Origin of the sequence: uncultured Ralstonia sp. (assembly GCA_913056305.1) — a bacterium.
GTDB lineage: Bacteria > Pseudomonadota > Gammaproteobacteria > Burkholderiales > Burkholderiaceae > Ralstonia.
Genome location: CAJXMR010000233.1, coordinates 1 through 7,070, shown reverse-complemented (window position 1 = coordinate 7,070; position 7,070 = coordinate 1). Strand labels below are relative to the sequence as shown.

Below are 7,070 nucleotides of genomic sequence, written 5' to 3'. Positions count from 1 at the left end.
TCTTCTCCCACGCGTCGAGCATGGCGTCGACTTCCCAGCCGCTGTGCGAGACGAAGTCTGCATCTTCGCTGGCGATGACGGCGCGCTTAAGGTTGCGCGAAATCTGATCGTAGTTGACCCAGCGGTGGTCGATGCGGCAGGTGAACACGTTGGCGCCGCACAGGCGCATGCGCTCGGCACGCATGAACGCGGAGGACGATGGATCGAGCCACTGCCAGCTGGCGATCGCCGCAAAGAAATACAGGTTGAGCGCGATCACGCCCGCAATGAAGCAGCCGATCACATAGCCGAGCCAACGCATCATGGGCAATCGAGCTCTTAGCGGTGGACGCCCGCGGCGACAGCGGCTTCGGCTTGCAGCCCTTCGCGCATGGCATGCAGCACCGGCGCGGTGTCCGGGCGCACGCCGCGCCAGAGGAAGAACGATTCGGCAGCCTGCTCGACCAGCATGCCCAGGCCGTCCCACGCGCGCGCGTTGTGGCGCTTGGCAAACTGCATGAACACGGTGGGCTGTGCGCCATACATCATGTCGTAGGCCAGCGCGTTGGGGCCGAACACCGTGGGCGGGATCGGCGGCACCTGGGCCTGCAGGCTGCTGGCGGTGGCGTTGATGACGACGTCGAACACGTCGGTGGCGTCCAGGTCATTGAATCCGCCGCCGACCAGCTCGGTGCCGTGCAGCTTGGCCGCCACCTCAAAGCGAAGTGCCAGGTTGACTGCCGTATCCGCCGTGCGGTTGGCGATGAACACGCGCGCCGGCTTGCCCTCCAGGATCGGCAGCATCACGCCGCGCGCCGCGCCGCCCGCGCCCAGCACCAGGATGCGCTCGCCTTCCAGATCGTTGCCGATGTTGTGGGTCAGGTCGCGCACCAGGCCAACGCCGTCGGTGTTGTCGCCGAGGATCTCGTCGCCGTCGAACTTGAGCGTGTTGACCGCCCCGGCCGATTCGGCACGCAGCGTGAGCGTCGTGGCCAGGCGGAACGCGTCGAGCTTGAACGGCACCGTCACGTTGAGCCCACGACCGTTCTCGCGGATGAACTCGAACACCGTCTCATCGAAGGCGATCAGCTCGGCAAAGATGCGGTCGTAGCGGATCGACTCGCCGGTCTGCTGCGCAAACGCGGCGTGGATGGCGGGGGATTTACTGTGCGAAATGGGGTTGCCGATCACTCCATAGCGATCGGCAGCCGGGGCCGTCGCGGCGGCGACAATGGCTTCTTCAGACGACGTCATCGGGTTTGCAGGCGGGTTTCCAGGCCGGCACGGGTGAACTTGAACGTGGCGACCACATCCTGGATATCGACACGTTTTCGCATCTCTGCAGGGAACCCCCCGAACGGGGCAGACGAGCGCACGATGGCCACGGCCTGGCGGTCCAGCGCCGGGTTGCCCGAACTCTTGGCCACGGAGATGCCCTCCTCCTTGAACCCGTCCTGGTTGTAACCGAGCTGCCCCGCATAGTTGATGCTGATCACGAGGATCAGTTCGCCGTACAGCGGCCGGCCGTTCTGGCTGGGGAAGTTGGCGGTGCCGCGTACCTCGATCTTGCGGCGCACGGCGTCGTAGTAGCGGGCGTAGTCGACCTGGCGCGCGCTGGCGGCGGTCAGCACGTTGCGGCGCGGGCGCTTGGCGTAGTTCTCGAAGTTGCGGTCGATTTCGGCCTGCAGGCGGGCGATCTCGTCCTGCGTGGTGCGGTCATCGGTGCCGTTGGTGGGCGACGGCTGCGGGCGCTCGCCGGGCTTGACCTGGCGGTCGTGGACCAGCGGCGCGCGGTCGTGCGATTGCGTGAGCAGGCGGCGCTGCTCTTGCTCGAGGAATTCAAGCCGGCGCTGCGTCAGCTTGATGGCGTCGCCGGTCTGCTCATTGGTCTCGGCGGGCAGGGGCGTGGTGGCGCGCTGCTGGTCGTATTCGCCGCCGCCGTTCAGGTTGACCTGGGCCACGGCGGTTGCCTTGGTCGGCGCGGTGGACGACTTGGCGTTGACCAGCACCACGTCCAGCCCCGGATCATCGCGCTTGATGTCGAAGGCCTCCGGCGCCACCACGCGCACGAACAGCAGCAAGACGTGCGCGGCAAGCGACACCACCAGTGCCTTGGTGAGCGTGCTGCTGCTGGACCAGTCCGGTCGGGTTGCGAGGGCGGCCATGGGGGTCGGTTCCTGGGGCGTTACGCGAAGAAAAGATCAGACTGCGATTGTAGTTAGGCGGCGGCGGGCGTTCCACCGTCCGCGCCCTCCTGCGGCGGCGGCGCCACAGCAGGATCGGCAACGGTGGCGGCTTCCGCGCGGGCTTCCTCCCCGTCGGCGGCCGGCTGTGGTTCGGCCGGCGCATCGGCCTCGGCCTCGGCTTCGGCCAGCTCTTCCTCGATCGCCTCGGCTTCCGCTGCGGCATCGGCGGCGGGCGCCAGGATCTCGATCACGCGGCACGACACTTCCAGGCTGATCTCGTCGGTGTCCAGGATGTCGAGCACCACGTGCGTGCCGCGCGCGGTCTGCGCCAGTTCCGGCACCTTGGTCACCAGCGGAATCTCGGCAAAGCGCACCGCGCCTTCCTTGAGCACCACGGCCTGCATGCGCGTGCGCTGCTCCTGCTTGAGCCAGCGCAGGCACCAGTAGCGCTCCATGGTCGACTGATGGTCAGCGTAGGCGGCGTAGGTGCCTTCAAAGTCCGCCACCGCGGCCAGCAGGTCGGCGTCCTTCGGCTTGAACGGCGCGATCAGCTTGGCCGTCACGCCGTGCTGCGCCACCGCCGCAATCTGCCACTGGTTGACCAGGTCGACATAGCGGCGCAGCGGCGAGGTGCTCCACGCGTACTGCGCCACGCCCAGCCCCTCGTGCGGTGCCGGATACGTCTGCATGCGCGTGCGGTGCATGCCCCACGCCTTTTGCGTGCGATAGATGCCGGGCACGCCGGCGTCGGCCAGCATGCGGCCCCAGGTGCTGTTGGCCAGGATCATCAGCTCGGCGACGATCTTGTCCAGTGGCGAGCCGCGCTTGCGCTGCTCGATGCGGACACGCCACCCATCGTCATCCTTGCCGCCTTCGGCCTCGGGAATCGGGTCCAGATAGAAGGAGTAATCGCCCTTCTGTGCGCCTTCCGGCTTCAGGCCGCTGGCGATGCGCGCCTGCTGGCGGGCGTCATACAGCGCGCCCGCGAACGGCCACAGCACGGCCAGCTCGGCCTTGAATGGGTAATCGCCGCTGCCATCGGCCAGCGCCTCGGCGGTGATCACATCGTCGAGCAGGTTGTGGCGCAGGTTGGCCGCGACCGTCACGGATTCGCAGCGCGTCTCGGTGGCGGTCACAGTCCACGTCGCGCGGTCGACCGTCGCGTACAGCGACAGCGCCGGGCACGCGCGCCCTTCCTGCAGCGTGTAGCGATCGACGATCGACGCCGGCAGCATGGTGATCTTGTCGCCCGGGAAGTACACGGTCGACAGCCGCTGGCGCGCGACCGCATCCAACGCATCGCCGCGCTGGATGCCGAAGCCCGGCGCCGCGATGTGGATGCCGATGCGCACCGTGGCATCGTCGATGGGCGTGACGGAGATGGCGTCGTCGATTTCCGTGGTGGTCACGTCGTCGATCGAGAACGCGCGCACGTCGGCCGCCGGCAGCTCGAACGCCGGCTCCGGCACGGTCACGTCCGGGAAGCCGATGCCCTTCGGGAAGCACTCCGACAGGAAACGCGCCTCGTGCAGCGCGCGTGCGTTGGCGATGCCGCCCACAGCCACCATCAGCCGCATCGGCGACATGGCCAGCGCCGTGCAGGCGGCGTCGAGCGCCTTGTACTCGAGGCTGTTCTTATCGGGCTTGAACAGAAGCTGCAGCGTCTTGCCGCGGAAAGCCTCGGGCAAGCGCATCGCCTTCAGCTCGGCCTCGTACTCAGCCTGCAAGGCGGCCTGCTGCTTCTTGCGCTCCAGACCGGCCAGAGCAGCCTTGAGCTGGTCTTCGGGCGCGCGCTGGTAGCGGCCCCGGCCCTTGCGGCGGAAATAGACGGGCGAGCCATGCAACGCGATGGCCAGCGCAGCCTGCTGCGTGGCATTGGCACCGACGCCGAAGTATTCACCGGCCAGATCGGCAAAGCCAAACTCATCGGCCGGCGCGCATTCCCACAGGAACTCCAGGTCGATGTCCACCGACAGTGCCTGCGCGGCCTGCGACAGTTCACCGGCCGAGGGCTGGGCGAACTGCAGCAATACGTCGCGCGACTTGACCTTGGTGCGCTTGGCGCTCGGCAATTCGACCTGGTAGGCCTCGCCCTGTTGGGACAAGACGGTGCCCGCGCGGATCTCGCCGCCTTCTTCGAACAGCAACTGCATGGATGTGTGTGGATTGCGGCACTCGCACGAGCTAGCGCCGCCTTGAATGAGGTGGAATCGCCGCGCACCTGGGAGTCGACAACCCGATGCCGCAGCGACAAAAAGTTGGGGGCGATGATACCGCACCGGCCACCCGCCTTGCCCGCGAAATACGCTTACTGTGGCGGCCTAAATCCGGCTAACGCCGGCAGGAAGACTTCCGTCACCTGCATCGCACTCACCCCGCGCCGAAACACCGAGCGCCGCGCCGGCAGCCGCTCAGTACCGGAGACCGGCGCATCGCCCAACGCCGCGTGCGCCCGGCGCACCAGCGGATGGCGCGCGTCGAGCAACGCGAACTCAAAATCCCCCCGCGCGACGCGCGGATCGGCAAACAGCGAATGCCCCAGCGGCTGCGCCCCCAGCGCCTTCAGGAACGGCCAGTCCAGCGCCACGCTGCGCGGATGCACGATGGTGTGGGCGTAGACGACCGGGATGTCGTCGCAGATCAGCAGGACCTCACGCGCCAAGGTCTCGGCGGGGCCGGCCATGCCAAGGCAGCGCCACTCATCGCGCAGCGGCATGGCCCGATCCTGGCTGAGCAGCTGGACGCGGAAAGTGGACGAGGCGGCTCGCAGTCGCGCCGTGAGCGAATCCGCGCCGACGGCCCAGCGTGCCCAGTGCCGGTCATAAACCACGGCCGGCGGCAACGCGCTGCGCCAAAGGCTGCGCGGGTACGACGGGGATTCGGTCATGCGCCCGCGGCCTCGCCCTCAAACGGATGCGCGGCCAGCAAGTCGGCAGGAACGCCGCAGAAGACGAGCACTTCGTCCATATAGCGGGCGAAATCGCTGATGCCGTGGTCGCCGCCGTCGATCACGCGGGTGGCGGCACCGGGGAAATGCGCGAGCATTTCACGGTAATCGAGCACCTCGTCGCCGGTGGCGGCGAGCAGGTAATAGCGTTCGGGCTGGGTGATGGCGGGCACCGCCAGTGCACGCAGTTCGTCCAGATGATGTGGTTCGACGCGGATGGTGCCGCCGCCGTGCCACAACGGCTGCTCACCGACATACTTGGCGAGATCGCGCTCCGGGCGCGTGGCCGGGTTCAGCATCGCGGCGCGCAAGCCATGGCGCTCAGCCAACCAAGTGGCGTAATAGCCGCCCAGCGACGAGCCGATCAGCACGGGTTTCACGCCGTCGCGCGAACCCAGGTCTGCGATCAAGGCGTCAACTTCAGCCATCGCCTCGCGCGGCGAGACCGGCAGCATCGGGCACACATAGGCGTTGGCCAGCCCCACGGAGGCCATCCGCTTGCCCAGCAGTTGCGCCTTGAACGAGCGCGGCGACGAGCGGAATCCGTGCAGATAGACGATGGATGCCGGCATATTCGCGTCAGTTGGCGGCGCCGACACGCTCTGCCAGCGCATCCAGCAGCTTTTGGTGCACGCCGCCGAAACCGCCGTTGCTCATGACCAGCACGTGGTCGCCCGGGCGCGCAGCGGCAGTGACGGCCTCGACCAGCGCAGGCAGGTCGGAGAATGCGGTAGCACGCTCGCCGAGCGGGGCAAGGGCGCCGGCCAGATCCCAGCCGAGCGCGTCGCGGCCGGCGGCGGCACCGTAGGCGAATACTTGGTCGGCGCCCTCGAGGCTGCCGGGAAGTTGCTGCTTCATCACACCGAGCTTCATGGTGTTCGAGCGCGGCTCCAACACGGCCAAGATGCGCGCCTTGCCAACGCGGCGGCGCAGGCCATCGATTGTTGTGCGGATGGCGGTCGGGTGGTGGGCGAAGTCGTCGTAGACAGTGACGCCGTCGACGGTGCCGCGCACCTCCATGCGGCGTTTCACATTTTCGAAACGGGCCAGGCTTTCAATGGCTTGGGGTGCCGGCACACCCACATGGCGCCCGGCTGCTATGGCGGCCAGCGCGTTCATGCGGTTGTGGTCGCCCTGGAGCGCCCAGCGTACCCGGCCCTGTGTCTGGCCGTTGAAGACCACGTCGAAGCTGTCGTCATCGCCCAGGTTGGCGATTTCCCAGCCCGAACCGTCTTCCGCGCCGAAAAACTCGACTTCGGACCAGCATCCGCGCGCAAGTACGCGTTTCATGCTGTCCTCGCGCCCGTTGACGAGCAGGCGGCCCTGGCCGGGCACGGTGCGCACAAGGTGATGGAATTGCGTCTCGATGGCAGCAAGATCCGGGAAGATATCTGCATGATCGAATTCCAGGTTGTTCAGAATGGCCGTGCGGGGGCGGTAATGGACAAACTTGCTACGCTTGTCGAAGAAGGCCGTGTCGTACTCGTCGGCCTCGATGACGAAGAAGTCCGATTCCGTCAGCCGCGCCGACAGCCCGAAGTTGCGCGGCACGCCGCCCACCAGGAAGCCCGGATCGTAGCCGGCGTCCTGCAGGATCCAGGCGAGCATCGAAGTGGTCGTGGTCTTGCCGTGCGTGCCCGCCACGGCAAGCACCCATTTCTGGCGCAGCACGTTGTCACCCAGCCATTGCGGGCCGGACACGTACGGCAGGTTGCGGTCCAGGATGGCTTCCATCAGCGGGTTGCCGCGCGAGATCACATTGCCGATCACGTACAGATCGGCGCCGATCGACAGCTGTTCGGGGTCGAAGCCCTCGATCAGCTCGATGCCCTGGGCTTCGAGCTGGGTGCTCATCGGCGGGTAGACGTTGGCGTCGCAGCCGGTGACGCGGTGACCAGCCTGCCGGGCGATCAGGGCAATGCCGCCCATGAAGGTGCCGCAGATTCCAAGGATGTGGA

At 67.3% G+C, this 7,070-nt stretch carries 7 protein-coding genes; all 7 read right to left on the bottom strand.

What is annotated here, in order from left to right:
- Nucleotides 1-304, bottom strand: a 304-nt coding sequence (locus tag QZ609_RS22770; RefSeq protein WP_295499764.1) for a transglycosylase domain-containing protein, incomplete at its 3' end; no start/stop codon positions are given.
- A gap of 14 nt (nucleotides 305-318) precedes the next feature.
- On the bottom strand, nucleotides 319-1,233 hold the full coding sequence (gene aroE / locus QZ609_RS22765; RefSeq protein WP_295499762.1) for a shikimate dehydrogenase: 915 nt from the start codon (nucleotides 1,231-1,233) through the stop codon (nucleotides 319-321).
- Entirely contained in the window at nucleotides 1,230-2,144 is a 915-nt protein-coding gene (locus QZ609_RS22760) for an energy transducer TonB (RefSeq protein ID WP_295499761.1), read from the bottom strand. The genes aroE and QZ609_RS22760 overlap by 4 nt, the downstream gene beginning before the upstream one ends.
- A gap of 53 nt (nucleotides 2,145-2,197) precedes the next feature.
- Entirely contained in the window at nucleotides 2,198-4,318 is a 2,121-nt protein-coding gene (locus tag QZ609_RS22755) for an RNB domain-containing ribonuclease (protein WP_295499760.1), read from the bottom strand.
- 155 nt (nucleotides 4,319-4,473) lie between these two features.
- Complete coding sequence (locus QZ609_RS22750; protein ID WP_295499758.1) at nucleotides 4,474-5,052, bottom strand: chorismate lyase; 579 nt, start codon at nucleotides 5,050-5,052, stop codon at nucleotides 4,474-4,476.
- Nucleotides 5,049-5,684: a YqiA/YcfP family alpha/beta fold hydrolase gene (locus QZ609_RS22745; RefSeq protein ID WP_295499756.1), complete on the bottom strand. Its 636-nt coding sequence runs from the start codon at nucleotides 5,682-5,684 to the stop codon at nucleotides 5,049-5,051. The genes QZ609_RS22750 and QZ609_RS22745 overlap by 4 nt, the downstream gene beginning before the upstream one ends.
- 7 nt (nucleotides 5,685-5,691) lie before the next feature.
- On the bottom strand, nucleotides 5,692-7,070 hold a 1,379-nt coding region (gene mpl / locus QZ609_RS22740), incomplete at its 5' end, for a UDP-N-acetylmuramate:L-alanyl-gamma-D-glutamyl-meso-diaminopimelate ligase (RefSeq protein WP_295499754.1).